Origin of the sequence: Sphingomonas sp. OK281 (assembly GCF_900115295.1) — a bacterium.
Lineage (GTDB): Bacteria > Pseudomonadota > Alphaproteobacteria > Sphingomonadales > Sphingomonadaceae > Sphingomonas.
Genome location: NZ_FOVZ01000001.1, coordinates 1 through 26,479, shown reverse-complemented (window position 1 = coordinate 26,479; position 26,479 = coordinate 1). Strand labels below are relative to the sequence as shown.

Here is a 26,479-nt window from a genome sequence, read left to right as displayed (position 1 = left end):
ACCACCGACGCTCTCCAGGCGACGAAGATTGACCTGCGCCAATTGATTTATGCCGCGATACAGAAGCGCACGTTAGCGTCCCAACGCTGACGTCACCGTTCGCATACGGGCATCGATCTCGTGGCTATTGCGCCTTCAAATTATCCGGCCGCCGAGTCGCATAAACAAATGTGTTTGACATTGGCATCCGTACAATCGCACCGATAGAACCATTGTAAAATACGGAGATACTGTCCCCTGTCGACTTAATTAACTTGATATCCTTTGGGTTAATATCATTTTCGATGGAGCGGTTATACGGGTTTACGCTCTCTATTACCTGTAGTTTCGACCCTTCAGAATATTTAAAAACCACCGCTTCTGATAAGGAGCGAATGTATACCTGATAAAAAAAGCTTTGGTAAAAAGCAGGTGTTCCGAAGGGATATACATGTATATTGGATGCGATCCCTTGAGCCATGAAAACAGTTTCGCGATGGACGCGATCTATGCTTTCGCGCCGATTCGGCTGAGGAGTTTTCCATTGGCCATAATATTTTGAGACGCCTTTGGAACTATCCGCAACGGGGCGGGCCGGTGTAGCAGTTGGCACTGTCGGAACGTCTTGGGCTATCAGGGCGATCAGGCAGATAGCAGCAATCATGGTCAATCCCTTTGGAACGCTCGTTGCCCATGCAGAAGGCATCGACACGTCGCCGGCTTGAGGCTCGTTTGTGCCAACCGGAAGGTCCGAAATATGAGGTACCAGTAATTGGTCCTCCTCAGCGCCGGCCAAAAGCCGTGCTGCGGCCAACGATGAGGAGACTCCCAATTTGGCACGTGCCATCCTCAACCGCTTCTCTACGGCATGTGGCGAAATACCTAGATCGGTTGCCATCTCCTTCGCGGTCTGAGGGAGCAACCGGCGGCGCAGACACTCTTTTTCGTTTGCTGTTAATCTGGCGAGGGCGGCTTCTCGCTGCTTGTCAATCCGCGGACTGTGGGTGTCGCTCATGCAGACCTGCTACCGCAACGACGCCTGCCTTCCACGAACATAGTGTTGTTGATGCAAAAATCACGGGTTTCGCATCAGCCCAAGAACGGCAGGGAATCGGAGGCTCCGGCGATGCAAAAAACCGAGGCATCTAAGATACCCGCTCAGTGGCCGGTTTCCTAGGTGTGGCCTCCGAAGCGGAAGGTCCGCATTCCACCAGAAAGCAGCCGGTCTGCTCTCGTATCGAATGATTAGAGCCACCCTTTCAAGCGCCTGATCCGTAGTCCATGCCCTACCCCACTTTGGACGACATGCCGTTCTGGTCAGGATCCCCCATTCGGGTACATCTTCATACGGGTAAAAATCGTCGGGATCATAGCGCTCTGGGGTTCGTGACGATCCCGCGAGAGCCAGGTCCTTTATCATCCGCGGTGACGCTGAGCCCAGGTGACCGGCGTCAGCTTGGGCTGGGTACAAAAGCAAGCGTCCCGCAGCCAGTCGAGCTCGCCCACCTCTCCTGCCGTCGCGATCTCGGTCCACCATGTCCGCTTGTCAGCATGCCAGCGGTACCCCCTCGCCTTCAGCACATCCTTTGCCTCGAACGGGGCGTTCGTCGCCTCGATCCGGACACTTGGCTGCTCTGCCTGTCGGATGAGCTTGGCCAACGCCGTCTCTCCGTCGGGTAGCACGCGGCCTAAAAGATTAATCGTTGCCCAAACGTCGACTGCGGCCCGGTGGCCTTGATGGAACATGCCCTGCTGCATCAGGAGATGGCCAAGCTTGCGGCCGTCGAAGCCGAGTTCGCGCCAGGGCACCTCATTGCATGAACACGCCCAGGCATGGCTGGCGATGGTCGGCAGGCGCCGCTCGACACGAGGGGCATCGAATGCGGCATTATGGGCAATGGCGACAGTGGTGCTGGCGATCAGGCTCACGGCCTCGTCGACATCGATCCGTTTGCCGGCGACATCGGCATCGGTGATGCCCGTAAGCCGAGTGATCTCGGCCGGGATCGGCACGCCAGGGTCCTCGAACCACTGGCGAGGCTGGCCGACCTGCACGATCACGCCGCGTGCATCGAAGGCGATGCGCTGGATCGCAAGATCGATGATAGGATGATCCGCGTCGAGGCCGATGGTTTCAACGTCGATGACCGCGGCGGTGCGCACGTGCCCCTGCGGCTCTGTAATAGGATAGTCCGCGAGCGGAGGTAGCGCACGCAACACCTTGTAGCCGGGGTGTTCACCCAGCAGGGCGGCGGCGCGCTCGTGTGCGGATGTTTCATTGCCCATAGGCAGTAGCCATTACCCTGTCGTGACCCGCTTGCACCACTGCCCGGACAATGGGTTGGCGGATCGGTCGCGATGGGGATATTGATGGCCTTGCCGGTCACCCGATTGCGCCCCTCACGTGCCGGGCCGTCCTTGACCTTCAACTTGCCGAGGCCTGCCAGTGAAACGCCGTTGCTCTTGCAGGATGCGGCGAGGATCGTGGCGGTGCCGTTTAGGTATGCCTTTTGCATACCTCTCAATAGCTGGTACTTTAATCCCGTCTTGATAGCGTAAAAAGGACTAGACTAATAAGCTGCACATATAGCAGAGCACGGGATGTTCATCCGAGCCTATCTTCGCGCTTCTACCTCCGAACAGGATGCGTCGCGCGCCAAGAGTGCTCTCGACGTGTTTGCGGCCGAGCGCGGGCTTCGGTTTGCGGCACGCTATGTCGAAAACGAAAGTGGAGCCAAGCTTCACCGGCGAGAGCTGTTCCGCCTGCTGTCGGATTGCGAGCCGGGAGACGTGCTCCTGGTCGAGCAGGTTGATCGACTTTCCCGCCTCACCTCACCAGACTGGATCAAACTGCGCAACCTAATCGACGCCAAGCAGGTCCGGGTAGTTGCACTCGACCTGCCGACGTCGTGGATCCTGACGGCACCGACGGATGAGTTCACCGGCCGAATGTTCGCAGCGGTCAACGACATGATGTTGGACGTACTCGCCGCGGTTGCCCGTAAGGACTATGACGATCGCCGTCGTCGACAAGCCGAAGGACCCGCAAAAGCCAAGGCAGCGGGGCTTTATAAGGGGCGTCGCGAGAACAAGACCCGCAACGCTCCTATCTCGAGCCTTCTTCGCAATGGCCGAAGCTGGCGCGATATAATGGATACGACTGGGTGCAGTCGAACGCTGCTCGCCAAGGTTGCTCGTGATCGCCGTCGACAGGCAGAGGCTGACGCAGCAATTTCAGACGCGCACCCTTAATGCGTTCAGGCAGACTCTAGACCCTCATAATGAGGTGTCCGATTTCTCTACTACCGACCCTGTTTGAACGGGTTTTGTGTACCAATGCCCATGCCCACTCAGGGTATACCCAGAATGACAGTGGGCGCGTGATAGGTTCGGCCTGATGTCGGAGCTCGTATTGTGTCGTATCCCTTAAAGTGGCACATGCTCCTTACAAGCATTGAGTAGGAACACCGCGATGGCTACGCAATCCATAGACGTTAAAGTTGCCAGTAACGGTCGGATGATTCTGCCGGCATCGGTTCGCAAGGCGATGGGGCTCCACGGAGATGCAAAGGTCATTTTGACGGTTGAGGACGATCAGGTCCGTCTGTCGCCGATCGGACACGGGGTTTCTCGCGCTCAGGCGCTTTATCGAGAGCATGCCAAGCAGGCCCGAACAATCGACGACTTCCTATCTGATCGCAAGGCAGAGGCCGTCACCGAGGCAGGCGAGTCTTCGCATTCGGACCGGCAGGGAGATCCAGTATGACATCTGTTGTAATGGATGCATCCGCAGTGCTGGCGTTGGTTCGGGATGAACCAGGCGCCGACAAGGTCACACCTCACATCGGACGAGCAGCGATTTCCGCCGTCAATCTGCAGGAGGTTATCAAGGAACTCCTGCTTGGTGGTTTGGGCGCAGCCACCATCCGCGAGATCCTAGACGAGCTTCGTCTCGATGTACGTCCTCACGACGTGGAGGCAGCATATGCGGCCGCTGATCTGCACACTCAAACGAAAGAGTTTGGGCGCGGCCTTGGTGATCGCTCCTGTCTAGCGCTTGCGATCCTACTGGGCGTTCCCGCCCTCACTGCAGATCGCGAGTGGAAGAAGGTAAAGGCCAAAGGGCTCAAGATGGAGCATATCCGCTAGCAGCCGTCGCCAAAACCGGTCAGCGAAGGATTCCCGTTTTCCCGTGTCGTTTAGGCAATTTCGAGAAAATCGATTTGGGAACAGATTTCGAGAAAACGGCACCCAACACCCGTGCTTTTCATGGCGTTGAGCTGGGGATTCCCCACTCGACCTTCGTTTTTAGGAAGACCGGGTCGGCCCCGCAGCAGCCTCCGACCGTAAAGGCAGTGTCAGCGGGTTGTCGGAATCGAGGGCGTCGGGCTGCCCGAACGTTCGCAGGTCGGGACGGCGACCCGCTGGATGATTGCGAACAGGACGATCAAAACCGGAAGAACGAGCAAACTGGCTTCCGGTCCGGTGGTGCCCCCCGTCAGCAATGGCGAGCCGTCAAGGGTGGCGGACAGCAGGCTGGCTGGGGGTTTGCTTCCGCTGTTGTTAAACCCGAAGATGAAGCTCTGACTGAAATTCCACGAGGCGTGAAAGCCGAGTGCGAACCAGAGGGAACCCGTTTTTAGCAGGCTGTACGATAATGCCAGGCCGAGCAGTCCAGCGGCGATGATGCCAAGTACTGTCTCGCCCTCGTTTCCGATGTGCCCGTACATGAACCAGGCACTACTCAAGACGGCGGTTGGCCAAAAAGAGAGCGCGCGGCAAATTTGCACGAAGGCATAGCCGCGATGCAGACCTTCCTCACCTGCTGCTTGAGCCAGCCACAATATCGCAGACATCATCAAGCCCGAAATCGCTGCTGATATGGTCGGGGTGGCGATCCCGAACGTGACAGCACCCAACAGCCACATCAAACCTGCCATAATTGCGAGTAGTATGAAGCCGGTCGCGAGCCCCCAAGCTGTGAGCTTCATTGCGCTGCCGAATGCCCATGCCGAGAGTTGAAACGGCTCTTTGAAGATTCGGAGAACCAGCGCGGTCGGCACAATAACCAACCCAAGCAGCAACAACACTGCCCTCGCCGTGCCTGTCGCCGTGCCGCCTTGCGCGAGTTGAAGAAGGGATGCGCCGAGGAGGCCCTTCGCCACAGCCGAGACGAGAAGCGCGCCGACAAATGCCAGGGTTAGATAGCTGACTGCCTTTCCAATGGCGCTTAGCCTTGATCGGGAACCCGATCGAGTTGCCAAGAACGATTTGGTCGTCATCGGTCCTCCTGCCGCGCCGCGCGATCTTCGTGTGTTGCTGCGGTATAACACAGCGGTCAACGAGGCATTCCGACGGCACCTCGCTTTTCTCGAAATTCGATCCTCATGGGAACGTCGCGGCCGTCTCGATCCCGTTCCCAGCTGGGAAGGCTGAATAAGCAGCCTCCTCGTAGTTACCCTTTTGTTGGGTGCGCCAGCTCCATCCTTATTGAAGGCACCTCGCTACCTGCCGCGAGGCAAGGTCGCATGACGTGCCCGGTTTCCACGAAGCCGAGCTTGCGAAGCACCCGGCCCGAAGGAGGATTGTCCTCAAAATAGCCAGACGTGATGACGGGAAGACCGAGACGTTTGAAACCAAAGGCAACGACCGCCCTAGCGGCTTCGGTCGCTATGCCACTCCCCCAATGGGCAGGGGACAGCCAATAACCCAACTCAGCGGCGTCAGCGCCCTCTTCCGGCGTCAGGCCGATCGCACCGAGAAGCGTGTCGGACCCTCGCAGAGTAACAGCCCATACCCACTCGGCAGGAACGACATAATCTAGGAAAAAGCGGGCATCGGCTGGACCATACGGATGCGGGACACGCGCCAAGCGGCGTGCCACTTCCCAATTTCCGACAACGCCAACTATGGCGTCAATGTCGCGATCGTCAGGACGCCGAAGGGATAGGCGTTCGGTGGCGAGATCGGGTCGATTGCCCAATGACAAGTCGGTGTTCATTGCGTCTGAATAAGCTGGCTTACGTAGCAATCGCAACAGCGGGCGAATTACTGATGGCGCCCGTGTTCATGTGATCGCGCTCACTGACGCAGAACTGACTCCGCATGCCGAATTCCTGTTCGGTTGCAACCGGCGGGATGCCTTCGCATCGCGGCGCGTGTCCTGAAGTGCTCTTTTTCTCGTTTCCCGATCCCGATTGAAACCATTATCGGAGTGGCGTGAAGCTCACTGAAGGGGGACATATGCGTTTGGTGATTTGGGCGATTGGTTCGGTGGCTTTGTTGATAGCATCGACCGCAAGTGCACAGAATATGGAAATTCAGTCTTTGATTGATCGTTTCGACACCGCTCGCCTTCAGCACGACTCGGCCACCCTCACGAAGACTCTTGCAGCTGACTACGAGGAAATATCACCAGTTGGCGAAGTTGATGATCGCCAGAAGGTGCTGGGGTTCTACGCTCCTGAGTTGAAGCGTACCGCGCCAGCGATGACCAGCGAACCTTTGGTCATTCGGTCGCGCGGCGACGTCGCTATTATCACGACGCGTAAGTCATTCGCTATTCCAGGTGGACCAGTTCGGTCGGTTCGCGTTCGTTACGTTGCCGAGCGGGCAGCAGGCAAATGGCTGTTGGTTTCCGCGCAGTACACCCCGATCCCGCCAGCAAAGGCGGGTTGATTCACATCGCTAAACTGCTTGCGCCAGGCAGGCTTCTCAGAACGTCGCGTTTTGGGAAGCCTGCCATAATCCCAGTTCACCATCGATTCCGGGAATGCCTGGACCGTCTCGATCGCCGTTCCTAATCGGGAATGGCGCTTACGCTGCTGTCTGTCGCTTCATGGCCCATGCGAAGGGGCTGCTCACCAGCACAAACATCATAAAAGCGATTTGCTCGATCACCTGCGGGGAGTCAGCCAAAGATTGCAGGAGCGGTGGAAAGTATCGCGCCTGAATCCAGACGTTATGAGTAACATCAGTTACAATGATTCCAACCGTTAGTGCGACGCCGATGTTAGGGCGCGCGAACAAAAGGATGATGGCGGCAGGATCGATGAAGGCCAGCATCGTCCAGAAGGTAGCACTTGCCTTCGGAAATCCTCCGTAATCCCAATGTAAACCGTGGTGATATATCGCGTACCAATGGTTGTAGGTCGCGCCGAGTAGGCAAAGTGCATAGAAGGTCCGCAGGATTAGCCTGCGACGCGGTGTTCGAGGGTGAAGCGTTCTATGCATGGCTCTACCCTCATAGGCAGGGCTACGATCGTCAATGCTGCCGGCTCGATCGAACAGCGCCATTCTCGTTTCCCGATCCCTCGCGAGAAAGCCGGATCGTACCAGAACGCTCAATAGCAGCCCTTGCTGCCGATCATCGCGCCTCCTAAACCGGACTGGGATCGCGAGGAAATATCATGACGATTAGTGGCCGGGTTGCGGACCGGATCGGAGTTAGAATGAGTATCCTCGGCCCGATGACGTTGCTGCTAGCTGCCCCTGCCCATCTTCCGATTATTTGGGATATTCTCGCATTCGGAGTTGCGGTGACGGCAACAATCGTTGGCGGGTCCATGCGGTCACAGTCTCGGCGGCATCGGCAGGGTGAAAACCCGCGTCAGCTTTAGAAAGGCCACGCCAGAAGCCTGCCGATAGGAATTCGGCCAGTTTTCGGCGTTCGTGATACGGAAATCACACATTCCGCATAGAAAGGTGATCGCCCAGATTACTGGGGCTGGTTTGGAACTCGCGCCTTGAACGCGCCGAAAAGCAGCGCAAAAACCGGAATAATGATCGTGGCTTTAATGAGCAGCGAACGGCAGACTTCGGCCCAGTTTCCTGACCAAAAACCTTGGATAGCGGAACCAATCAGGAGGAATAGAATACCGGCCACAAGCCCGTATCGCCACCCATTCAATCGGGTCATTTTCGTCTCCTGCAACGCCGTTCGGACAGTATCATAAGCAATTCAAATCAGGCAATGACGGCGTCTCACCGATGAGACATCTGTTACAAATTTCACCGGTTTTGCATTGACGCCGAACCGTAGGATCGGCCCAGGTCGAGTTTCAGTTTTCGCAGCCGACATCGCTGGCGGGCCGATGCTGAAAGATATAAATGACCGGTATGAGCGACGATCCAAAATTGTACCGAGAGCGTGCGGACACCGAACGTGCAGCGGCTGAGATTTCCACGCTACCTAACGTTCGCAACAGGGCACTTCGATCAGCAGAGCGATGGGAAGAAATGGCTCAGCGCGCTGAACGTGTTCAAAGCCTAGCTGCGGAACGGTATAGCCATTCGGGCACTGTGCGAGCGAAATAGCTGCTCCCCTCCAATCCCGGCCATTTCCGATGCGGAGATCAAAAGTTTTGCATCAGGCGAGGGTCCAATCGGCTGATTGTGAGCCGCCACTTGCAGACCTAGGCAGGGTTCGGCAGGCTGGCTGAATGACCAAAATCCTCTCCTCGATCGCGCTGATGCTTCTCTCCGCCACATCCTCACTTACCGCAGCGCCTACCCAAGTTGTTGTCGAACGATCGCAGCACCCCGGTGACGCACTGCGCTCTCGCCTTGGCGTGGTGCTGCCTACGGCGGACACCATGATTATCATTTACGGTGTCGCACAGCATCATACGAGAACCGAATGGAGCATCGTCGCCTCGCGAAGCAAAGACGGAAAGTGGACGGTCGAACGAGCGGAAGAAGAAGGGCCGGGATTGCTTCCAATAAATCCCCATCCGCTTTCCGCATCGAAAACGACACTTTCATTAGACACAGGCAAAGCGCTTGATCACTTGCTAAGCGACCGTCAGGCCTACCTTGAAAAGGTCAGCGGTGGCGATATGCCGATCGGAGGTTACGCTTCAACGATGGAGATCATCACCCCCAAGCGAACCCTAACGATCGATTGGACAGGCAAGCTCGTCGGCAAGCTAGGCCAGATCGTCGATACGGTAATCAGCCCCAGTTAAGGCCCCTATAATGCAAAATTCACACAGACCGTGTGGAAAGTCGTGAACAGCGCGGTCGGTGTCAGCGATTTCCAATCTCGAGCGGTTCGAGAACCAAATGAGCCCGAAGGTGGCCGTTGATGGCCTTGAGGCGGCGAGAGACGGCTGTTGGAGGTCAGGTCTGGCGTTCGGGGCGCGAGAAGGCCGGTTTTACGCTTACCGCGGCGATGACGCCCGGAACACCGACCAGAGTGATGGCCCGTCTGATATTATAGGCAAGCGCGGTCAGGCTGAACTCGCCGCGAACGTTCTCGAGCCGGCGCATCAGGAACGCGCCCTGACCCATCCACTGTTTGATGGTGCCGAAGGGGTGCTCGACGATGTTTCGCCGGTGGTCCAGCATCTCGGGCCTGGCCGCCAACCGCGCCGCCATGCGGTCGAGAACGGCCTCGTTCTCCAGGCGCGAGACGCGGCGGAATGACCGAGTACAGCGCGATCTCAGCGCACACGCCTTGCAGGCATCGCGGTTGGCATAGTCGACCTTCACATTGTCGCGCGACTTGCCCCTGTAGCGCGGCGACAGCGCGGCCCCAGCCGGGCAAACGAAGACGTCCCGGGCAGGCTCGTAGCGGAACACGTCCTTGCCGAAGAAGCCCTCACGCGCGGCGGGACCGCGGATTGGCTTGGGCACATAAGCCGTAACCCCGGCCGCCTCGCAGGCCTCGATATCCTCGATCTTAAAGTAGCCCCGGTCGGCGACGGCCTCGATCCGCTCGACGCCAAGCGCTTCCATTGCCGCTGTCGCGGTTTGCGCGAGCAGGCCGAGGTCGAGGACCTGGTTGCTCACCGCCTGCTCGGCGATCAGCTTGTGCTTCACGTCGACGGCGAGCTGGATGTTGTAGCCGCCCCCCACTTTGGTCATGCGCGCCATCGCGCGGGCGTCCGGATCGGTCAGCGAGATCTGGTCGGCGCCGGTGCGATCCAGTTCGGCGAGCATCTCCTTGTGACGATCGCGCTTGCCCTCAATGGCGGCGATCTTCTCGGCCAGTTTGCCATCGCCATTGCCGGAACCGCCGCCCGGAGTGCGGTCTTCGTCGGCATCGCCCTCGTCGGGCCGTTTCATGTAGCCGGCGAGCCTCTCGTCCGCGTCCTGGATAGCTTTGGCGAGCGACGGCCGGGTGAAGTTCCGGGTCTTGTTGTTGACCGCCTTGATGCGCGTGCCGTTGACCGCCACGAGCTCGCGCCCGAACAGATCGAGCTGACGACACAGCACCACGAACTCGCGGAACACCGTCTTGAAGGCGGCACGGTTGTCGCGGCGGAAGTCGGCGATGGTTTTGAAATCCGGCTTGAGGTGCCGTAGCAGCCAGATGACCTCGATATTGCGGTGCGTCTCGGCTTCCAGGCGCCGGCTCGACCGGATCCGGTTCAGGTAGCCGTAGATGTACAGCTTGAGCAGATCAGCCGGATCGTAGCCCGGGCGGCCCGTTGCCCTGGGGTGTACACGGACGAACTCGGCCGACCCAAGGTCGAGCCCGTCAACAAAGGCCTCGATGAACCTGACCGGATTATCCGGTCCGACATAATCATCCACCGCTTCGGGCAGCAGCAGGAGCTGCGAGCGGTCCGTTCCAGACAGATGCGCCATGCCACAAACATACCATGCGTCGCGATCTACGGGAATCCTCAGGCCGGGTTCTCACACAGTCTGCACGGGTTTCGCATCACGCGAGGATTGTATGAATCTGTGCACTTACCGCGATGCGTAATTCCGATGCATATTATTAACTGGCTCATCGCTATTGAGCTGATTTACCGTTACGCCATTCTCCAAGCGCTGGTGTGAGCGCGCCGGATAGGAAATGTACCTGCGTCGTGACAGCTTGCGCAAGTTCTGGAACACGAAGAGCAGCAGCCACCATATCGCGGTCGGGCGCGTAGTCCGGACTCTCTGGTTGAAGCTCCAGGAACAGATCAGACCCCGGGTAGGCAGACTTTAGCTGAGTCACGAATTCCTTGGCTAACGCGTCCGTGTCTTTCATGCACATGAAGCCACTCAGCCTCGCCTGGCTGGCAATGGGGACTTCCGAGGTTGTCGCGGACATAGGACCGATCAACGACATCATCTGATCGGCCTCGTCCTTCTTCCCCAAACCCCGCAACGCGCAAGCTTTGATCCAGGCGAACTGCGCCTCGCTGCCTGGCTGCTTTTCGGACCCCTGGTCCTGAGGATTCGATTGGGAATACGTTGCCCAGACTTTATCGATAAGTGGGAGCGCGCGAGCAAAATCTCCGCTGCGTGCAAGATACTGCGCTAAATTGACCTCAACGTTGACCTTTTGATCCGGGCTTGTTGCGGGATCCGCTATGAGCGGTTCGAGCAGCCCAATTGCCGCAGCGGGATCGGTATCAAATACCATGCCGGCCAGCCTCAACGTCAAAAACACCCTTGGGTAGGCGGTCTGTACCGTGTGGGGAAGATTGGCGATTTCCCGACGCAACATCTCAGCGGCCTCCATGCGGTGCCCGGTCTGCTTAAGCGTACGCGCGTACTGAAGCTTTGCTGCCAACTGCCATGTGCCTGACAACTTCTCGGCCTGCCCTTTGGCAACGGCACCCGGTAATCCAGCCTCGAACCCGGTTCGAGCATGCAAAAGAGAACGGTCGCGGAGCAGTCCGAGGTCAGCCCCTGCCCAGGAGAGCAAGGCTGGCCACGTGAAGCGTAAACGTTCGTCACCCAGCACGGCTAGGGCATCGTTCGAATCGCCAATCTGACGTAGGACGGTTACATTCCCATCGGGAAGACGGAGCGTCAGAACGGCTGCATCACCTGCAGCATGAAACTCTATTTCGCCAGATCCGTCGCTCCACCGCACGGGGGCATGAGGAAAGGTGGTCGCCGCCTTTGCCACGTCCTGCGCCGACGCGGCGTACGGCGAGAGCAAAAGACACAACGCGATCATACTGACCTTTGAGCAAGCCGATGAGGCAGATCCATTGCGTCGCGCCTGATAGTTGACGGCCATTGTAAATCCTTCTCGTCGAACGATGTGCTAAGTGACGTGCTTCCGTAGCGCGGCTCTGCCCGGCTTTGTCGGCTAACTTTACTTGCGGGACGACCTTGATATCGTCGCCTGATCAACGCCAAGCAGGGCAGCGACGGTGCGCTGCGTATCGCCAGTGGCGAGCCGTTGTAGCGCTTCAGTCTGCTGGTGAGGGGTAAAGGCCACGCGCCGGCCGAAATTAACGCCCCGGGCCTTGCCCTGGACCCTGCCAGCAGCCGTCCGTTCGACGATACGATGACGCTCATAGCTCGCCGCGACCCCCGGCACGGCAATGATGACGTCCGCGAACTGCGAGGTGGTATCCACCATCGGCTCCACGATCGAGCGGAAGCCCGCACCAACCTCTCTCACTGTATGGAGGATGTTCAACAGGACACGAATGTTGCGGGCGAGACGATCGGTGGAGGTCACCATCAACACGTCGCCGGCATTGAGCGCGGCGATCGCAAGCTTAAGCTGCGGCCGTTCGGCCGTCGCGGCGCTGACCTTCGCGGTAGATATTGGTGCAGCCCCCCACGTCGAGTTGGGCGAGCTGCTGTGCCAGGTCTTGGCTGGTAGATGAGACCGTGCATAGCCATAAATCATGCCCACAATGTGCACTGGATTTATGCCTCACGGAAGTGCCCGGTTTCGTGCGGTTTTTTCATCTGATGCAAAATCTGTGAATTATGCATCATGACCGCAAAATTAGCTGTGACTTGGGTTTGTCGCTTTAGGGCGCTCCGCCGCTGTCATGTCGCCCTTTGGGCGGCATATGCGTTTCAAAGGCTGACAGGCGATTCCTGGGTTGGAGCAGCGCTGCTTGCCATCAGTAGTCGTACAAGCGCGGCATTCGCGCTTTGTGTCTATGCATCCTTGTGGCGCCGCCAGCAGTAAGGTGAATGCTAAAAACATCGTTTCGTCCTTTAATCACGGCAAGCACGCCAGCTTGCGGTCACGCGCACTACGCCGTCAAGCAGCTGATCGCTGATTCAAAGTCTATGTTTGAAAACCTACGGTTAGGTTAGAGCGACAAGATAAGAGGCAAGGATCAAACCCAGTGCTAGCGATGCGGCCGCTCCCCACAGGTGTTCACGTCGGCCGGAGCGTCTAGCGACACGCCATTCACCGACCGCTGCGATGCCCGAAGCGACGGCACCGGTAACAAGAACTGCGGTCCACATTCCTCCGTATTGTATCATCATGCCTCCTCAGCATCTGCTTATGGCCACACCGCTGCGAGCAACAATCGCCGCTGTGTAACTAGCAGCCGTTCGCCAGAGCGTATTGAGCGATGCCGCGACGCCGGTAGAACATCGATGCTGACAGGGCGGCTAATCCCATGACTGAACCGAGGGCACGGAGTTGGAGGATGTTTTCGGGCTCTGCCGCAGCATGCCCCCCGAAACTGCCAAGAGCAAAACCAACAGCAAGAAATAGCCCGGCTACACGAAGATGGGTCCGGTGCCCCAGCCGCCCGACGATGGCCCACCCCAGAAGTCCGTAAATCGTGACGTTTGCGCAAACTGTAGCGACAGTGGGCATGCGGGATGTTTCCTTAGATCGGGACAAGGAAGCTAACCGGGCAAGATCGTGATCGCAACCTGTTCGCCCATCTCTATAACTCGGCACCCGCGATGGAATGTACCTCATAGCCTATCAGCATTCTTCGCCTGACCGCAGGCATAGCGCGATCGTCATCTGATCGCGGCGGAGTTCTTTGGACAACCTTTCATCAATCGGTCCTTGCAGAGCAGCCAGCATGCCGCCGATAACCGCACTCGATCCGGCGAAGGGCCAAGCAGCGGACACGGGATCAAATCCGGCGAAACATATAGGTCGTCGCGTGACGTGCCTGCCCGTCCGGATCCCACGCGAAGTCCGGGATGACGCCTGCTACCTCGAAGCCGACAGAGGCATAGAGCGGCTCGGCCGCGTCTCCGGTTCGCGTATCGAGCGTGACCAGCGTCTTGCCAAGTTCCCCCGCGTGCTCGATCGCTCGGGCCATGAGGGATCGTCCAATGCCGAGACGCCTAGCGGTCGGATGGACGATCATCTTGGCGACCTCGCAGCGATGCTGCTGGTTCGGCGGCATGGCGGTCAGAAGTTGGACCGTGCCGATGATGTCACCGCTGCGCTCCGCGCCGAACACCACTCGTCGGCCCGCTGCCACCTCGGGTAGGACGTTGTCCAGCCAGAAGCGAGCGGCATCCTTGTAGGACATGGGGGCCATGAAACTGATGGCGGCTCCCTTATCCACGCTGTCCGCAAGAATCCGCGACAGGGTTTCGACATGCCCCTCGATGGCTGCGGCACCGAGTTCAATAACTTGCGTTTCCATGCGGGGCTCCTCAAGCCATAGCGATGATGTAGCGGGCCGCGCGGTCGCTGGTCTCGAAGATGGACGCGCCTTGAAGTCGATAGCGAAGGCAGTCGCCCGGACGCAGTTCGTGGCGAACGCCGTCCACGGTGAGCGCGAGCGCTCCCGCGAGCAGAAGTAGGTGATGCTCATGTCCCGAGATGGACGGGCGGTCGTAGGTGATGCGCCGGTGCGGCTCGATCTCACCCTCGATCATTTCGAGCTTGAGCTGCCCACTGGGCGGCGAGACGGCACGGCGGGTGAAGCCGTTTGACGGGTCCGTCCAAAGGCTTTGTTCCTCGCGTCGAACCGCTGGAGGAAAGCCGGGTTCGAGCGGCGCGAGTAGTTGTGAAAGCGGCAGGAAAAACGCGGAGGCAAGACGGCCGAGGGTCTCTGCGGTCGGACTGACTTCCGCATTCTCAATCCGTGACAGCGTGGCACGACTGACGCCGCTTTTCGCAGACAGGTCCTGGAGGCTGATACTTCGGCTAGTTCGAACGCTCTTGAGATGGTCAGCTAATACGCGATGAGATTGTGAGACGTCTTTCATATCCGGGATTAAATCCCATATATGGTCATAAGGCAAGGGTTGGTCGATGCAAACGCGGTGGAAGTGGTAGTAGACGTGGTCGCGCAGCATTTCGGCGGCCCGACCCTATAGGTCGAAAAGGCGTCCAGCCTCTCGACTGGGAAGGCCCGGGGAGACGGCCGGGGCATTCCCAACGGGATGCTGAAACGGGAAAGTTGCTCGCCCGTGGTTCAAAACAAGCTACCGCTCCGAAAAGGAGGCTTCAGGGCCATAGTCGCTCTCGCACCCAACTCACGCTATCGGTCATTCGGCGATAGCGCAGACGAATATGCCTGCGCTCCTCGTCTGCCTGCCAGAACTCGATCTCCTCTGGTTTGACGGCGTAAACGGCCCATGCCGGTGCAACGATTGAAGGATCCGCTTCGATACGACGGCGCTGCTCCGCCAAACCGGTCTCCAACGCCTCATCATTATCGAGCACCTGACTTTGACGCGCCAGCAAGGCGCCTGCCCGCGATCCGATAGGGCGCGCCAGAAAGTCTGCTCCGGCAACCTCCCGGCTCAACTCGATCACCCGACCACGAAGCCGAACCTGCCGACCGAGCGGTTGCCAGTAAAAGGTCAGCGCCGCTTGAGGTTGCATGGCGACCTGGTGCTCTTTTGCACTGAGCTTCGTGCTGGCAAAATGCCAGCCATCGGCATCGATATTTTTCAGGATTAGGATGCGAGCATCCGGACGGCCATGCGCATCGACGGTTGAGAGCGTCATGGCATGCGCTTCGGGTATGCGGCTTTTTATGGCGCCGATCAGCCATTCTTCAAATAGTTGAGTGGGATCTTCTGGCGCATTGTCGACGTCGAATTTGTCGAAAGGTCCCGCAAGGGACTTCAAGCCACGAAGCTGGTCCTTGAGCAACAACGCCTCCTCTGGTTCGCTGGCCGCCGCAAGCGGCACATAGGGGAGTGCCGATCAGCAGGGCAATATCGCGGATGTCTACAACGCGGAGATTTAGCCTTCTCAATTGGAACCCAATCGAGAACGTGCTGGCGTTAACGCCGGCCGTTCTTAATCGGGAAGTCTACGCGCCAGCACCACTTCAATCTCGACCAGCGTCCCCATCGGCAGGCCAGCGACCGCGACTGTGGGTCGTGCTGGCTTTTGCTTCCCGAAGGTCGCAGAATACAGATCGTTCATGGGCGGGAAGTCGGCCATGGCGGTCAGGAACACCGTCGTCTTCACGACTCGCTCAGACGAGCTGTCGGCGAGCAGCAGCGCCTCATTGATGTTGGCGAGGCAGCGGCGGGTTTGTGCGGCGACGCCGCCCTCGACCAGCGTCATGTTGCTATAGTCCAGCCCGTTCCTGCCCAAGAGGGATAGTAGGTCCCCGACGCGGACGGCATCGGAGTAGGGGCCGATCGTTCGGCCACTCGGCAGCGATATCGGCTCGATCGGATGCGTCGTCGTCATACGCTTAACTCCCCCGCCATGACGGACACGCACGAACCGTGGAGCGTCGCCATGATGCCGGCCGGGGTGCGCCGCGCCTCGACCTGGAGGAGGCTGGGGCGACCCATCTCCACACCCTGAAGGATAGTGAAATTCGCTGCCTCGCTCGCGGCGTCGAGCGACAGCAGCAGGCAGGCGAGCGGAGCGTTCGCGCTGCCGGTTGCCGGGTCTTCCCACGTGCCGGCCAGCGGCGCGAACATGCGGGCGCGCAGCGTGGCATCATCTCGGCTATAAACGTGGACGGAAAAGCGATTGCCCAGATGCGGATGCGCCGCCAGCGCCGATCGAAAGGCGTCTATATCCGGTGAGCAGCGCGTCAGGGCATCGGCAGCCAATTCAGCGATGACATAGGCATTGCCGTTCGATGCGACGATCGGCGGGTGCGTCCGCGTTACCACGTCGCCGGGATCGAGCCGGAGGACGGCAGCGATCAGCTCGGGTGTCAGCGTCTCTCCTGTCGTCAGAGGCTGGGGCGTTGTGATCGAGGCGCCGACTGCGGTGCCAGCATCGTCTCGCGCGATCCGGACGAGAACGAGCCCGGCCGCGATCTCAAAAGTTGCCTTAACAAGGTCGGGATTGTGGCGGGCGAGAACGAAGGCCGTTCCGACCATTGGATGTCCCGCGAAGTCCATTTCGGCCGTTCGGTTGAAGATGCGGACGTGCGCCGTATGCGCTGGATCCGACGGCGGCAAGACGAAGGTCGTCTCGCTCAGATTGAACTCGGCCGCGACCGCCTGCATCGTCGCCGTGTCCAGCATGTCACCGCCCATGACGACCGCCAGTGGGTTTCCGCCAAAGCGGGTCTTCGTAAACACGTCGGCGGTGAAGAAGGGCAAGGTAGGCATGACGATCTCGCTGTGATTTCGGCACAGAATTGACACGTATTTCGTCATTTGGCAAACCGACGACTTATGAACGATGCTGACCTATTCCGCGCCCTTGGCAACGAACGCCGCCTGCAAATCCTCGGATGGCTGCGCGATCCGGTGGCGCACTTCCCACCGCAGCGCGACGGCGACCTGGTCGAGGATGGCGTGTGCGGTCAGTTCATCGCCGACAAGATCGGGATAAACGCCTCCACGCTAAGCGAGCATATGCGTGTGCTTCAGGCGAGTGGGCTAGTGACCGCAAAGCGCATCAAGCAATGGACCTTCTATCGTCGGAATGACGAAACGTTTGCCATGATCGCGTCGATCGTGGATGCGATCTGAAAGGCATTTCGATATTTAGTCATATCACGGTTGGAGTGAGCGACCTCGATCGTGCCGCGGCCTTCTACGACGCGCTGCTGACGCCGCTGGGGCTTGCCCAGCGGGAGGTTGAGCCTGACGGCGGGCAACCCTCCCGGTGCTGGCATATGCCGGGTGTGAACCTGCCCCGGTTCTACGCCTATCTGCCGTTCAACGGCCGCTCCTGCTCGGCCGCCAACGGCGGTATGGTGGCGTTCCTGGCCCCCTCGCCCGAGGCCATCGAGCATGCCTATGCGGAAGGGCTGCAGCGGGGCGGCTCGGACGAAGGCCCGCCGGGCCCACGCCCTCATTATGGCCCCGATTATTTCGGCGCGTACCTGCGCGATCCGGATGGCAACAAGGTCCAAATCGTGCATCGCGGGTGAGTTTCTAAAAGGCTTTCGCTTTCCCTTTTCTCGATTATTGTCGTCACTATGGTAGACGAGGCGCAGGATGAAAATTCGCGATGCGGTCCCGGCCGATGCCGAGGCGATTACCGCCATCTATAATGATGCCGTCGCCAATACGACGGCGATCTGGAACGACACGCTGATCGAGCCGGCCAACCGGCTCACGTGGCTCGCCGATCGCGCGAAGCAGGGCTATCCTGTTTTAGTCGCGGTCGATGACAGCGATACGGTCGTCGGCTTCGCCTCGTTCGGCGACTGGCGGTCATGGGACGGCTATCGCTACACCATCGAGCATTCGGTCTATGTTCGCGCCGACCAGCGCGGCGCTGGGATTGGCAAGCTGATGATGATCGCGCTGATCGACCGCGCGCGAGCGATCGGCAAGCATATCATGGTGGCCGGCATCGAGGCGACGAACACTGGCTCAATGCGGCTGCACGAGAAGCTGGGCTTCGAGAGCGCTGGCGTGCTGCGGCAGGTCGGCATGAAGTTCGGCACGTGGCTCGACCTCGCCTTTCTGACCTTAGCGTTGGACACCCGTCCGCCCCCGGATGCCTGATGACGGCGATCTGATCGCGCCGTTTGTCGCCGGCAGAGACGCCGGACTGCTCACAAACGACCTGGGATGAGCGGCAACACTGCACAACGTCAGCTATTGCACCGCCCCCTCGAAGCCGGCCGGGCCGCTTTTGTAGATATCAGCGCTAATCGGCACGCCTCTGTCAGCGATAAATGTCACGTCGCTGGGCGTCGCGGCATTCCCGGAATCGATCAAATTTCGAGAGTGTCCGGGATGGAAAGGAGAGCGGACATTTAAGCGACCGTCGGCGCCCGCTACCAGAGGATATGATCGGTAATCACGCCGAATCTTACCAGAAAGCCCAGCGCCGCGCCTAACATCAGTAGGGTCATGTACACGGCGATGGCTCGCGTCCGGCTTCGACGGTCCGTCTGGTAGCTCATTTTCGATCGCCTCTTAGCTGACCCTGCTGCCAACGTGAACGGTACAACAAACGTCCGCAATCGGGCGTTCTGGTCGATCCCAGATTTCCTGTTTGGGATCGAATTTCGAAATTGTCCAGGTTGGGAAGGAAAGCGGAGAGGCCGGTTTCGGCGCCTCACCAGTGCTAAGCAAACATAGACAAGATGTTCATAATTAATGCGGTATTATATTCCCTTACGGAGGTGGCCATTGATACGATTGATTTACATCAGCACCGCGCGCATGGCCCTGTCGAAACAGGAACTGGACGAAATCCTGCGAGTTTCACGGCGGAACAATCAGGCGGTCGGCGTCACAGGCCTTTTGGTCGTTGGCGGTCGCCGGTTCCTACAGGTTCTGGAAGGCCCCTTGGAATCTGTTATGAAGACCTACGATCGTATCAAAGCCGATGATCGGCACTTTGCCGCGGTTATATTGAGCGATCGGAAAGTTGCCGAGCGCAGCTTTTCCGAATGGGCGATGGGCTATCAACCGGCTGGCAACCCTCGCGCTGGAGGCACAGTCGCGAGTGACGTAGCAGCACTCATCGCGCCAATTACGGATCCTATTGTCCATGCTTACTTCGCAGAATTTGCGAAGAAGCACGCTGCCTGAACGAAAGTCTATTCTCGGGCGCTTTTATTGTTAGCCTGGGCGTCTGGTTGTGGGCGTAAAGGGAATGGCCGGAATGGGAAGATGGCGTCGAAGAATATCGACGCCATCCAATCGCTCTCGTCTTAGAAACGAACGCCCATTGCATAAACGACTTGCTGTCGGGTCGGCTTTAGGCTGGCATTCAACGCGTCGGTCTCTGCTGAAATGCGACCGTACTTGGTGTAAACGTATTCGAGTCGACCATAGACGCCGCTCCCAACTGCCGCTTCAATGCCAGCGCCTACATGGAAGCCATCGAAGTTGTGGCCGAAATTTTCATCGGCCAAGATCAGTTCGTAATCTTGGTAGTCAACCGTTACGCGGCCGTTTGAATACCCACCCTTGCCGTAGATGAGGAACTTGTCGTCCAGGACTGCGCCAACGCGCGCACCAGCTGTGATATTCCGACCCGCACGAACGCAAAGCCGATCTTCACCGTACAGTTCACCACATGCTTTGGTTGTAGAGCCCTCAAGCCCAGCATAAGCGCCAATGACCATTTTATTGTTGGGACTGTAATCGTAGCCAAATTCGCCGCCATAGGTGAAACCGCTCTTGTCCGCAGACCGGCTGACGCGATTACGGTTATCCTGAATAGTGGCGCGAATATCGGGGTTGTCCCAACCGGCGCGCAACTCGATGCGAGGCCCGTTAAATGTCTGAACAATATCCTGAGCATAAGCCGACGTGGATACGAGAGCCGCCGCAACAGCGACGCCAATGGCAACGGTCTTCATTATTTCCTCCCGGAGCCGGAGCGATCGCCAGCTACGGTCTTAAAAGCCGGCCAAGGTTAATAAACCGGATAAAATGGCACCATTTCTGACCAAAATCCAAATTCGTGGGCGGCATCGGGCATCGTGCGATCAGAAACCCGTCAGGTATTCGGTGTAGATGCGGTTCATGGTCAATGTGGTCGACGTGGCTGGTGCTGCGTTGCCGACCTACGGGAAATAGCCTGTCGGAGACGGAGAAACGGGAACTATAGCGCCTAACGAATGGCTGTTATCGGGAGCCCGGACTGCCAACCTGAACGTCCGTATTCGGCGTAAAGGGGAATGAACGAGATGGGAAGGATAGCGGCCTGTCCGGCTACGGATGGCGATCAGCGGTAAGCTGCCGTTCGTTCAGCGAGCGGTAGCAAGAGGCTGGTTGGCCAGCCCCTTTTGTGCACCCGCCTGTCCGTTTTTGCGCTGAGAGAACATCACCGGACTTCCGCCTCTACCCCGTCGATCAGCGACCATCCATGCGCGTCCGCCATAGCGCGAATGGAAGATGCTATTGCGCAACAATTCAGCATAAATGTCTTGAATAGGTATTGTTTGGGTATTGACGGATATGACAAATTAACGAAATCTGTCGTTCGAACCGGTCAAAGCGTCAGGGCGCAGCCGGATAAGGGGTAAGTATATGATCACCGACCAAACTGTGTCGCGCATTGCTCTAGCGGGGTCGCTTTTGTTCTGCGCTGTCCCGGCAATGGCGCAAAATCAGGATGTTGCAGGGGGTCCCGCTCAGACACCGGCACAGGCTAAGGTCGAGGCGGATGCCGCGACCGCGCTTTCCGCACCCAATCCTACGTCCGCATCGGACGACACGTTAGTCGTGACCGGATCCCGCATTCAGCGTCCGAACATGACATCGGCCGCACCGATCACCTCGGTCACCGCGCAGGACATTCGCGCGCAAGCGCCGACCAACATCGAAGACGTGCTGAACCGTCTTCCGCAGATCGCGCCGGACGCGCAGCAGAACTACCAGGATTCGGACGGCCGCCAGCGCATCAAGCTGCGCAGCCTAGGCTTCGAGCGTACTCTGACGCTGATCGACGGCAAGCGTATCGGCACGCAGAACGGCGCGGACGTCGGCATCATCCCGCCGTCGATGCTTGAGCGTGTCGACGTGCTGACCGGCGGCGCCTCGTCGGTCTACGGTTCGGACGCGGTAGCCGGCGTGGTCAACTTCATCCTGAAGAAGGATTTCGAGGGGTTGCAGATCGACGGCAACTACAATTTCTACAATCACGACAACAAGGACACGATCGTGTCGTCGCTGGCGCGCGCGAACAGTTTCGGCAGCCCGCGCGGCATGACCAACGACGGCGGCCGGGCTGACATTACCGTGACCGCGGGCAAGAAGCTGTTCGACGGCAAGCTGCGCCTGTCGGGCTTCGTCAACTACCGCCACACCGACGCGGTCGATTACGACGCGCGTTCCAGCTCAGCATGCCAACTAATTCAGACCGGCAAGGATGGCCCGCTCTCCTGCTCGCTGTCGACTTACTCGCGCAGCGGCTACATTTCGCCACGCTCGGGTGCGAACAACGGCGCCACTTATGTCAACGACCCGAACGGCACGCGCACCTTCGTCCCCTACGGCGTCGGCGCGGGCAATGCGGCGAACCCGTATGACGGCTATTCCTATCAGCGCGGGTCGGAGCGGTGGAACGCGGGCGGCTTCGTCAGCGCCGATCTCACCTCCGATATCGAAGTCTACGGATCGGGAATCTGGTTCCGCGACAAGTCCGTGAACGTTTATCCGGCGCGGATCTACAGCTATACCGTCTATGGCGATCAGCCGTACCAGGTGAACTGCAACAACCCGTATCTGTCGGGTTCGCAGGCAACCGCGATTTGCGGCGGTGCAGCCGGTACCAACGACAAGGCACCTCTCGAACTCCGCTATCGCTTCAACGATCTCGCCGACATCCCCGATACCTATATCAACAGCGGCGTTCGCGCCACCGGCGGCTTCCGCGGCAAGGTCGGCGATGCGTGGACTTGGGACGTCGGCGGCGTCTATGCCCGTAACCAGCAGGTCGTGAACTACGGCAACCTGCCCGATTACAACCGCGTCAACCAGTCGCTCGACGTCGTCAACGTCAACGGCGTGCCGACCTGCGCTAGCGGCGTCGCGGGCTGCGTGCCGTTCAACGCGTTCACCGCCAACACCCCCGGCCAGCCGCTCGCCAACTGGCTGTTCACCGCACCCGGTGGCAGCACCAAGGGTGTCGGTACGTTGTGGGATGGCCTGATCTCGGTAACCGGCGATCTCGGGAAATACGGCGTCACCTCGCCGCTTGCCAACCAGGGCGTCGCGATCGCGCTCGGTGCCGAATATCGTCACGATAACTACACCTCGACCGCCGACACATTCTACCGCGATCTGAACGGCGGCAGCGATCTCGACATCTCGCAGGGCGTCTGGGAATCGAACATCGAGGTGCAGGCGCCGCTGATCGAGGACCGTCCCTTCGCGCATCTGCTGCAGGCGAACGGCGGCTACCGCGTGTCGCAATACAGCAGCAATCCCAAGACATTCAATACCTGGAAGATCGAGGGCATATACGCACCGGTCAGCGACCTCACCTTCCGCGGCTCGTACAACAAGGCGCAGCGCGCGCCGACGGTAATCGAGATCGGCCAGTCGCGGAACATCAGCTACGGCCTGCAAGGCGGCTCGCAGAACGATTTTTGCGCGCCGACCGTCACGACCAATCCAACCACCGGCGCGATCAGCTACGGCACGCCGGTCGCATCGCGCGACGTCTGCCGCGCGACGGGCCTGTCCGACGCGCTGTACGGCAGTCCCACGCTGCTGTGTAACCAAGGCGACGGCAACCAGTGTACCGTCCAGTCGGGCGGATACACCGCAGATCCGGAGACCGCCTACACGCTGACCTACGGTCTGGTGGTGAAGCCCAGCTTTATCCGCGGGCTGGTCTTCTCGGTCGATCGCTATCAGATCCGAATCGACAACTCGCTCGGGTATAACGATTATACCTACTACACCGATGGCTGCCAGCGCTCGAACGGCGATCCGTTCTTCTGCTCGGGCATCGTCCGCCAACCCGGCACCGGCATCCTCTACGCCCCGGCCAGCAGCAACCCGACCAGCGGATTCATCCGCCAAGGCACGACCAACTATTACAAGTCGATCTCGCGCGGGATCGATTTCCAAGCGCAATACACGCTGGGTCTTGGCGGCGCGGGCAAGGTCGACTGGAGCTTCAACGGCTCGCTGACGACCTTTGCCGGGAGCCAGGATTCGCCGCTCCAGCCCAAGCGCAACTGCGTCGGCTATTACGGCAATGGCTGCAGCCAGTTACTACCGAAATGGTCGCACGGCCTGCGCACGACCTACACCACCGGCGACGGCATCTTCAGCACGTCGTTCAACTGGCGCTATGTCGGTTCGTTGACCAGCGCCGACAATTCCGGCGACGAAGCGATCGGCGGCACGCCTGATCGGGCACGCACGACCTTCTACCACATCGCGCCAGCCAGCTATTTCGATCTGGCGCTCTCGTTTGCGATCGCCAAGGACTTTTCGTTGCGGTTTATTGCCAACAACCTGCTCGACAAGACTCCGCCGATCCTCGCGAATTCGTACGACATCAGCCTTGCACGGAGCAACACGATCCCCGCGCGCTACGACTCGCTCGGTCGTAACATCGCGGTTGGCGCTACCATCCGGTTCTAAAGCCGGACGCAATGATTACAGGGCTCGCCAGCGGCGGGCCCTTTACGTGTCACTGGTTTCGGATGGATGGGCAGGCGAACCGAGATCTGCGACGGTTGGCACGTACTGTGAGCCGGTGAAAAACAGGTCACGATCTGACGCGAGGGAACGTTGTCGTCGCGAACATTGTGTCTATGGAAACCAACCCCGGCGCGCTGCCTTCGGCCCCTACAGTTTATGAGTCTGCATTCAAAATTCGGTAAGCGGCACGAGACCGACGTCGTTGCGCTTACCGAACACGGTCTTCTATTAAGATGAACTAATGACCAAAGCTGAGAAGCAGGTCGGGCTTTTCGAATGTCCACAAATAGGCGACGGCGGACGAGGAGCTCTCGAAGGATTGACCCGGCCGTCTGCTGCCATTCGCCTGCCTACAGCGGCAAACGATGCTGCTTCACCTCAGCATCCGTCGTTCGATAGCCTGGCCGCCCTGAGATCACCATGCATTAAGAATGAGTGACAGCTCCGGCCGCCGAGGACCCATACTCTTGGGCTTGCCCCGATGATTGATCGGGCGGGAGTGTATCGGATCAACCAGTCAGCTCGAAAATCCCTTTGGGCTTATCGTGAGTTGATTGCCGTTCTTCGTACCGGTGCGCTGACCGCGCTCTATCAAACTCCATACCTGCTTAGGTGACGGCAAGGCTGTAAAAGATTGGAAAGCTGATACCGTTCCTTCGACGTCCTCCAGAGAAACCGAATACGTTCCGTTCTTATTGATCTGCCCCATTATCGATGGATACACGCTCACAACACGGCCGGCGTCGTACAACGCGAGCACGTAACTGCTGGGAGCGCTGTCCGGTCGATACATCCCGTATTCTGTGCGCGCATCCCCGTCGCGACACCAAGTCGCACGAACCGAAGGCTCGGACTTCGCCTCTGCCTTCTTCTTGGCCGCTAGACTGCTGCCCATTAGCGACATCAGCAGGTCTGCTCCGTCCGGCTTGGCCTGCTTTGCTTTACCGAACGTCAGGGGTGTTGCGCATATTTTCACCGGCGCGGCGGCGGGCGCTTCAGTGCCAACGGCTTTGGGCCAACGAACTGCGGCAATCACCTGCTGAAGACGTGCGTCCAGTTGCTCTGCTGTTAGTGTTTTGGCGCTCATGCGAACGCCGACGATCCATTCACCGACCGGCACAACTGCCAGCGCAGTACTCCGGTATTGACCTGCAGGAGTCGCATAGACCTGGCGCAGCGAAGACGCACTCCTTGCGCCGCCGACGGCGAAGGCAATCGGATCGGCGGTCGCAGGCGACGCGTTCTTGAAAAGGTCTCGCGTTTCGAGCGCCGTTTGCGATCGGTCGAACCAAAGGCCGACGTCAGCTATCGCGGGGTGAAACAGGTAGATGGTTGCAAAGGTGCTCTTATCCGGGGTGTCGTACTGCGCAGCTACGTCATGCTCAGTCTGCGTCGTATCAGTAAGCGCGGTACGGGACATCCCCGCGAGTTGCGGCATCAGGATCAAACCTGTTTCAGCATGCTTCCAGCCCTTGTCCGTCGGCACAGCCAAGTCCCGCGCATCAACAGGCACTGCAAGTCCCAACGCAACAGCCACCATCCACCACTTCATGCGCGTGCTCCCCTAATGTTCGCGATATTGATCGACGCTAGTCGGTAGGACAAGCACCGCGAGACGCCGTTACAAGATAGCGCCATGCCCGAATAATATCATAGCGACAGAGGAAACTGCCCCGCTTCGCTGTCGAACGGGCGATCGAGTGCGCTGTGGACACCCATCCAGCAGGAATGGACCGCACGGTGAATCGTCGAGAGCGTCGAAAAGTAGGTTTTACGCCGCTTCTTGTTCATCGCCATATTCGTGCCGAACGCGCACGGTGATCGAACACGAAAGCATTCATTTTCGATTTAACTCGTTAGCTGCCAATCATATGATCTTTAACGATTTATTAAGAATACAACCTTGCGGTTGGATCATAAGCGCTTGGCGATACGTCACATTCGGCCAGCAGCTGAGTGACACTGGTCACAATTTGACCTGCTCCCCAGAATTCATGCCATTGGTAAGTTAGCTCGTCAGATGGAGACGAGTGATGCGGCGAGGCCGATTTACCGAGGATCAGATCATTGGCGTGCTACGCGAGCATGAGGCCGGCGTGAAGACCGCCGAACTGTGCCGGAAGCATGGAATCAGTGACGCGACGTTCTACAACTGGAAGGCGAAGTACGGCGGGATGACCGTGTCGGAGGCGGCGCGGTTGCGGGCGCTCGAGGACGAGAACCGCCGGCTGAAGAAGCTGCTGGCGGAGTCGATGCTCGACGTGTCGGCGCTGAAGGATCTGCTGGGAAAAAACTGACC

General features: G+C 58.9%; 25 protein-coding genes and 3 pseudogenes. 11 read left to right on the top strand and 17 right to left on the bottom strand.

The window, feature by feature from the left end; translation table 11 throughout:
• Positions 1-124: 124 nt before the first annotated feature.
• From BM244_RS22505 to BM244_RS23440, 3 genes and pseudogenes are all read right to left on the bottom strand, one after another.
• Entirely contained in the window at positions 125-994 is an 870-nt protein-coding gene (locus BM244_RS22505; RefSeq protein WP_139226830.1) for a LuxR C-terminal-related transcriptional regulator, read from the bottom strand.
• Between the two features lie 401 nt (positions 995-1,395).
• Positions 1,396-2,265 (bottom strand): 3'-5' exonuclease, encoded by an 870-nt coding sequence (locus tag BM244_RS00130; protein ID WP_093396659.1) that lies wholly within the window; start codon positions 2,263-2,265, stop codon positions 1,396-1,398.
• An 86-nt stretch (positions 2,266-2,351) separates the two neighbouring features.
• A pseudogene (locus BM244_RS23440) lies at positions 2,352-2,495 on the bottom strand (HU family DNA-binding protein); the annotation flags it as partial.
• Positions 2,496-2,580: 85 nt separating this feature from the next.
• Here BM244_RS23440 and BM244_RS00120 point away from each other — a divergent pair.
• From BM244_RS00120 to BM244_RS00110, 3 genes are all read left to right on the top strand, one after another.
• Positions 2,581-3,231, top strand: a complete 651-nt coding sequence (locus tag BM244_RS00120) for a recombinase family protein (protein ID WP_093396656.1) — start codon at positions 2,581-2,583, stop codon at positions 3,229-3,231.
• A 220-nt stretch (positions 3,232-3,451) separates the two neighbouring features.
• Positions 3,452-3,745 (top strand): AbrB/MazE/SpoVT family DNA-binding domain-containing protein, encoded by a 294-nt coding sequence (locus tag BM244_RS00115; protein WP_093396655.1) that lies wholly within the window; start codon positions 3,452-3,454, stop codon positions 3,743-3,745.
• Positions 3,742-4,128, top strand: a complete 387-nt coding sequence (locus tag BM244_RS00110) for a type II toxin-antitoxin system VapC family toxin (RefSeq protein ID WP_093396653.1) — start codon at positions 3,742-3,744, stop codon at positions 4,126-4,128. Before BM244_RS00115 ends, BM244_RS00110 begins: the two co-directional genes overlap by 4 nt.
• Before the next feature lie 209 nt (positions 4,129-4,337).
• On the opposite strand, the gene BM244_RS00105 is transcribed toward BM244_RS00110, so the two are convergent.
• Both BM244_RS00105 and BM244_RS00100 read right to left on the bottom strand, forming a co-directional pair.
• On the bottom strand, positions 4,338-5,261 hold the full coding sequence (locus tag BM244_RS00105) for a CPBP family intramembrane glutamic endopeptidase (RefSeq protein ID WP_093396652.1): 924 nt from the start codon (positions 5,259-5,261) through the stop codon (positions 4,338-4,340).
• A gap of 173 nt (positions 5,262-5,434) precedes the next feature.
• Positions 5,435-5,980 carry a GNAT family N-acetyltransferase gene (locus BM244_RS00100; RefSeq protein WP_093396650.1) on the bottom strand — a complete coding sequence of 182 codons (546 nt, stop codon included), beginning with the start codon at positions 5,978-5,980 and terminating at the stop codon, positions 5,435-5,437.
• Positions 5,981-6,198: 218 nt separating this feature from the next.
• On the opposite strand from BM244_RS00100, the gene BM244_RS00095 reads away from it, so the two are divergent.
• On the top strand, positions 6,199-6,657 hold the full coding sequence (locus tag BM244_RS00095) for a YybH family protein (RefSeq protein ID WP_254784184.1): 459 nt from the start codon (positions 6,199-6,201) through the stop codon (positions 6,655-6,657).
• 138 nt (positions 6,658-6,795) lie between these two features.
• On the opposite strand, the gene BM244_RS22495 is transcribed toward BM244_RS00095, so the two are convergent.
• Both BM244_RS22495 and BM244_RS22490 read right to left on the bottom strand, forming a co-directional pair.
• On the bottom strand, positions 6,796-7,275 hold the full coding sequence (locus BM244_RS22495; RefSeq protein ID WP_139226829.1) for a hypothetical protein: 480 nt from the start codon (positions 7,273-7,275) through the stop codon (positions 6,796-6,798).
• A gap of 421 nt (positions 7,276-7,696) precedes the next feature.
• Positions 7,697-7,897, bottom strand: coding sequence for a hypothetical protein (locus BM244_RS22490; protein ID WP_139226828.1), 201 nt, complete (start codon positions 7,895-7,897; stop codon positions 7,697-7,699).
• Between the two features lie 523 nt (positions 7,898-8,420).
• Here BM244_RS22490 and BM244_RS00085 point away from each other — a divergent pair.
• Positions 8,421-8,945 carry a hypothetical protein gene (locus tag BM244_RS00085; protein ID WP_093396647.1) on the top strand — a complete coding sequence of 175 codons (525 nt, stop codon included), beginning with the start codon at positions 8,421-8,423 and terminating at the stop codon, positions 8,943-8,945.
• Between the two features lie 154 nt (positions 8,946-9,099).
• Here the strand turns inward: BM244_RS00085 and BM244_RS00080 are convergent, their stop codons facing one another.
• The 8 genes and pseudogenes from BM244_RS00080 to BM244_RS00045 form a co-directional block, all read right to left on the bottom strand.
• Positions 9,100-10,572 carry an IS1182 family transposase gene (locus BM244_RS00080; protein WP_093396646.1) on the bottom strand — a complete coding sequence of 491 codons (1,473 nt, stop codon included), beginning with the start codon at positions 10,570-10,572 and terminating at the stop codon, positions 9,100-9,102.
• Between the two features lie 151 nt (positions 10,573-10,723).
• Positions 10,724-11,950 carry a hypothetical protein gene (locus tag BM244_RS00075; RefSeq protein ID WP_139226827.1) on the bottom strand — a complete coding sequence of 409 codons (1,227 nt, stop codon included), beginning with the start codon at positions 11,948-11,950 and terminating at the stop codon, positions 10,724-10,726.
• 78 nt (positions 11,951-12,028) lie between these two features.
• Positions 12,029-12,574 (bottom strand): annotated as a pseudogene (locus BM244_RS00070) (recombinase family protein).
• Between the two features lie 1,210 nt (positions 12,575-13,784).
• Entirely contained in the window at positions 13,785-14,309 is a 525-nt protein-coding gene (locus BM244_RS00065) for a GNAT family N-acetyltransferase (protein WP_093396642.1), read from the bottom strand.
• A gap of 10 nt (positions 14,310-14,319) precedes the next feature.
• A complete protein-coding gene (locus BM244_RS00060; protein ID WP_217649066.1) occupies positions 14,320-14,967 on the bottom strand; it encodes a helix-turn-helix domain-containing protein in 648 nt (215 codons plus the stop codon).
• 151 nt (positions 14,968-15,118) lie between these two features.
• Positions 15,119-15,772, bottom strand: a complete 654-nt coding sequence (locus tag BM244_RS00055) for a pyridoxine/pyridoxamine 5'-phosphate oxidase (RefSeq protein ID WP_217649065.1) — start codon at positions 15,770-15,772, stop codon at positions 15,119-15,121.
• 150 nt (positions 15,773-15,922) lie between these two features.
• Positions 15,923-16,324, bottom strand: a complete 402-nt coding sequence (locus BM244_RS00050) for a RidA family protein (protein ID WP_093396641.1) — start codon at positions 16,322-16,324, stop codon at positions 15,923-15,925.
• Positions 16,321-17,256, bottom strand: a complete 936-nt coding sequence (locus BM244_RS00045; RefSeq protein ID WP_254784183.1) for a PhzF family phenazine biosynthesis protein — start codon at positions 17,254-17,256, stop codon at positions 16,321-16,323. The genes BM244_RS00050 and BM244_RS00045 overlap by 4 nt, the downstream gene beginning before the upstream one ends.
• A gap of 18 nt (positions 17,257-17,274) precedes the next feature.
• On the opposite strand from BM244_RS00045, the gene BM244_RS00040 reads away from it, so the two are divergent.
• The 4 genes from BM244_RS00040 to BM244_RS00025 all read left to right on the top strand — a co-directional run bounded on the left by BM244_RS00040 (position 17,275) and on the right by BM244_RS00025 (position 19,599).
• Positions 17,275-17,574, top strand: a complete 300-nt coding sequence (locus BM244_RS00040) for an ArsR/SmtB family transcription factor (protein ID WP_093396639.1) — start codon at positions 17,275-17,277, stop codon at positions 17,572-17,574.
• Positions 17,571-17,978 carry a VOC family protein gene (locus BM244_RS00035; RefSeq protein ID WP_368086053.1) on the top strand — a complete coding sequence of 136 codons (408 nt, stop codon included), beginning with the start codon at positions 17,571-17,573 and terminating at the stop codon, positions 17,976-17,978. The genes BM244_RS00040 and BM244_RS00035 overlap by 4 nt, the downstream gene beginning before the upstream one ends.
• Before the next feature lie 67 nt (positions 17,979-18,045).
• Positions 18,046-18,561, top strand: a complete 516-nt coding sequence (locus tag BM244_RS00030; protein ID WP_093396636.1) for a GNAT family N-acetyltransferase — start codon at positions 18,046-18,048, stop codon at positions 18,559-18,561.
• Between the two features lie 642 nt (positions 18,562-19,203).
• On the top strand, positions 19,204-19,599 hold the full coding sequence (locus tag BM244_RS00025; RefSeq protein WP_254784182.1) for a BLUF domain-containing protein: 396 nt from the start codon (positions 19,204-19,206) through the stop codon (positions 19,597-19,599).
• A 122-nt stretch (positions 19,600-19,721) separates the two neighbouring features.
• On the opposite strand, the gene BM244_RS00020 is transcribed toward BM244_RS00025, so the two are convergent.
• Positions 19,722-20,375, bottom strand: a complete 654-nt coding sequence (locus tag BM244_RS00020; protein ID WP_093396632.1) for an outer membrane protein — start codon at positions 20,373-20,375, stop codon at positions 19,722-19,724.
• Positions 20,376-21,273: 898 nt separating this feature from the next.
• Between BM244_RS00020 and BM244_RS00015 the strand changes: the two genes are divergently transcribed.
• Positions 21,274-24,120: a TonB-dependent receptor domain-containing protein gene (locus tag BM244_RS00015; RefSeq protein WP_254784181.1), complete on the top strand. Its 2,847-nt coding sequence runs from the start codon at positions 21,274-21,276 to the stop codon at positions 24,118-24,120.
• A 577-nt stretch (positions 24,121-24,697) separates the two neighbouring features.
• On the opposite strand, the gene BM244_RS00010 is transcribed toward BM244_RS00015, so the two are convergent.
• Positions 24,698-25,732: a hypothetical protein gene (locus BM244_RS00010; RefSeq protein ID WP_093396629.1), complete on the bottom strand. Its 1,035-nt coding sequence runs from the start codon at positions 25,730-25,732 to the stop codon at positions 24,698-24,700.
• A gap of 481 nt (positions 25,733-26,213) precedes the next feature.
• On the opposite strand from BM244_RS00010, the pseudogene BM244_RS00005 reads away from it, so the two are divergent.
• Positions 26,214-26,465, top strand: a pseudogene (locus BM244_RS00005) (transposase); the annotation flags it as partial.
• Between the last annotated feature and the right edge of the window lie 14 nt (positions 26,466-26,479).

Bases quoted from the DNA above. Each gene is read 5' to 3' on its own strand.
- BM244_RS22505 (WP_139226830.1), bottom strand. From the start codon at position 994: ATGAGCGACACCCACAGTCCGCGGATTGACAAGCAGCGAGAAGCCGCC.
- BM244_RS00130 (WP_093396659.1), bottom strand. From the start codon at position 2,265: ATGGGCAATGAAACATCCGCACACGAGCGCGCCGCCGCCCTGCTGGGT.
- BM244_RS00120 (WP_093396656.1), top strand. From the start codon at position 2,581: ATGTTCATCCGAGCCTATCTTCGCGCTTCTACCTCCGAACAGGATGCG.
- BM244_RS00115 (WP_093396655.1), top strand. From the start codon at position 3,452: ATGGCTACGCAATCCATAGACGTTAAAGTTGCCAGTAACGGTCGGATG.
- BM244_RS00110 (WP_093396653.1), top strand. From the start codon at position 3,742: ATGACATCTGTTGTAATGGATGCATCCGCAGTGCTGGCGTTGGTTCGG.
- BM244_RS00105 (WP_093396652.1), bottom strand. From the start codon at position 5,261: ATGACGACCAAATCGTTCTTGGCAACTCGATCGGGTTCCCGATCAAGG.
- BM244_RS00100 (WP_093396650.1), bottom strand. From the start codon at position 5,980: ATGAACACCGACTTGTCATTGGGCAATCGACCCGATCTCGCCACCGAA.
- BM244_RS22495 (WP_139226829.1), bottom strand. From the start codon at position 7,275: ATGGCGCTGTTCGATCGAGCCGGCAGCATTGACGATCGTAGCCCTGCC.
- BM244_RS22490 (WP_139226828.1), bottom strand. From the start codon at position 7,897: ATGACCCGATTGAATGGGTGGCGATACGGGCTTGTGGCCGGTATTCTA.
- BM244_RS00085 (WP_093396647.1), top strand. From the start codon at position 8,421: ATGACCAAAATCCTCTCCTCGATCGCGCTGATGCTTCTCTCCGCCACA.
- BM244_RS00080 (WP_093396646.1), bottom strand. From the start codon at position 10,572: ATGGCGCATCTGTCTGGAACGGACCGCTCGCAGCTCCTGCTGCTGCCC.
- BM244_RS00075 (WP_139226827.1), bottom strand. From the start codon at position 11,950: ATGGCCGTCAACTATCAGGCGCGACGCAATGGATCTGCCTCATCGGCT.
- BM244_RS00065 (WP_093396642.1), bottom strand. From the start codon at position 14,309: ATGGAAACGCAAGTTATTGAACTCGGTGCCGCAGCCATCGAGGGGCAT.
- BM244_RS00060 (WP_217649066.1), bottom strand. From the start codon at position 14,967: ATGCTGCGCGACCACGTCTACTACCACTTCCACCGCGTTTGCATCGAC.
- BM244_RS00050 (WP_093396641.1), bottom strand. From the start codon at position 16,324: ATGACGACGACGCATCCGATCGAGCCGATATCGCTGCCGAGTGGCCGA.
- BM244_RS00045 (WP_254784183.1), bottom strand. From the start codon at position 17,256: ATGACGAAATACGTGTCAATTCTGTGCCGAAATCACAGCGAGATCGTC.
- BM244_RS00040 (WP_093396639.1), top strand. From the start codon at position 17,275: ATGAACGATGCTGACCTATTCCGCGCCCTTGGCAACGAACGCCGCCTG.
- BM244_RS00030 (WP_093396636.1), top strand. From the start codon at position 18,046: ATGAAAATTCGCGATGCGGTCCCGGCCGATGCCGAGGCGATTACCGCC.
- BM244_RS00020 (WP_093396632.1), bottom strand. From the start codon at position 20,375: ATGAAGACCGTTGCCATTGGCGTCGCTGTTGCGGCGGCTCTCGTATCC.
- BM244_RS00015 (WP_254784181.1), top strand. From the start codon at position 21,274: ATGACATCGGCCGCACCGATCACCTCGGTCACCGCGCAGGACATTCGC.
- BM244_RS00010 (WP_093396629.1), bottom strand. From the start codon at position 25,732: ATGAAGTGGTGGATGGTGGCTGTTGCGTTGGGACTTGCAGTGCCTGTT.